Here is an 807-nt window from a genome sequence, read left to right on the forward strand (position 1 = left end):
CTGCCCGGTCAGCCACGTGGCCCACGAGTTCCCCCAGCTGTGCGAGGCGGAGACCGCGGCCATCGGTCGCGTGCTCGACCGCCACGTGCAACGCCTGGCCACCATCGCCCACGGCGACGGGGTCTGCACCACCTGCATCCCCGACCTCCCGCAGCAGCACGACCCGCAGGACCCAGACCAGCAGCAGGCCTCCGGCCTCGCGCGCACCACCAGCCAGCAGTCCGCAACCAAGAAGGAGCAGGTCAGCTCATGACGACCATCGACGAGCGCAACCCCGAGCTCGAGGGCATCGGCCGCTACGACTTCGGCTGGGCCGACTCCGACGTCGCCGGCGCCACCGCCAAGCGCGGCCTCTCCGAGGAGGTCGTGCGCGACATCTCCTCCAAGAAGAGCGAGCCGCAGTGGATGCTCGACCTGCGCCTCAAGGGCCTCAAGCTCTTCGGCCGCAAGCCGATGCCGAGCTGGGGCTCGGACCTGTCGGGCATCGACTTCGACAACATCAAGTACTTCGTGCGCTCCTCGGAGAAGCAGGCCGCGACCTGGGACGACCTCCCCGAGGACATCAAGAACACCTACGACAAGCTCGGCATCCCGGAGGCGGAGAAGCAGCGCCTGGTCTCCGGCGTGGCCGCGCAGTACGAGTCGGAGGTCGTCTACCACTCGATCCGCGAGGACCTCGAGGAGCAGGGCGTGCTCTTCCTCGACACCGACACCGCGCTCAAGGAGCACCCGGAGCTCTTCCAGGAGTACTTCGGCACCGTGATCCCGGTCGGCGACAACAAGTTCGCCGCGCTCAACACCTCGGTG

The 807-nt window shown here is 68.2% G+C and carries 2 pseudogenes; both read left to right on the plus strand.

What is annotated here, in order from left to right:
- A pseudogene (locus LPA27_RS19160) lies at window positions 1-253 on the plus strand (transcriptional regulator); the annotation flags it as partial.
- Window positions 250-807: pseudogene (locus tag LPA27_RS19165) on the plus strand (Fe-S cluster assembly protein SufB); the annotation flags it as partial. The pseudogenes LPA27_RS19160 and LPA27_RS19165, both read left to right, overlap by 4 nt.

Source organism: Nocardioides sp. Leaf374 (assembly GCF_916862475.1).
Taxonomy (GTDB): domain Bacteria; phylum Actinomycetota; class Actinomycetes; order Propionibacteriales; family Nocardioidaceae; genus Nocardioides; species Nocardioides kribbensis.